Below are 255 nucleotides of genomic sequence, written 5' to 3' on the forward strand. Positions count from 1 at the left end.
GCCCTGCATCGTCGATCTCGCCACGATGCGCGAAGCCGTCACGGCGCTCGGCGGCGACCCGAAGAAGATCAACCCGCTCTCGCCCGCCGAGATGGTCATCGACCACTCCGTCATCGCCGACCTCTTCGGCACCGAGAACGCCCTCGAGCGCAACGTCGAGATCGAGTACGAGCGCAACGGCGAGCGGTACCAGTTCCTCCGCTGGGGCCAGACCGCCTTCGACGACTTCAAGGTCGTCCCCCCGGGCACCGGCAT

The 255-nt window shown here is 67.5% G+C and carries 1 protein-coding gene; it reads left to right on the forward strand.

What is annotated here, in order from left to right; translation table 11 throughout:
- Window positions 1–255, forward strand: a 255-nt coding sequence (locus ACPYOG_RS20000; RefSeq protein WP_481295850.1) for an aconitase family protein, incomplete at both ends; no start/stop codon positions are given.

It is taken from the genome of Leifsonia sp. HAY1-4F (genome assembly GCF_056755275.1).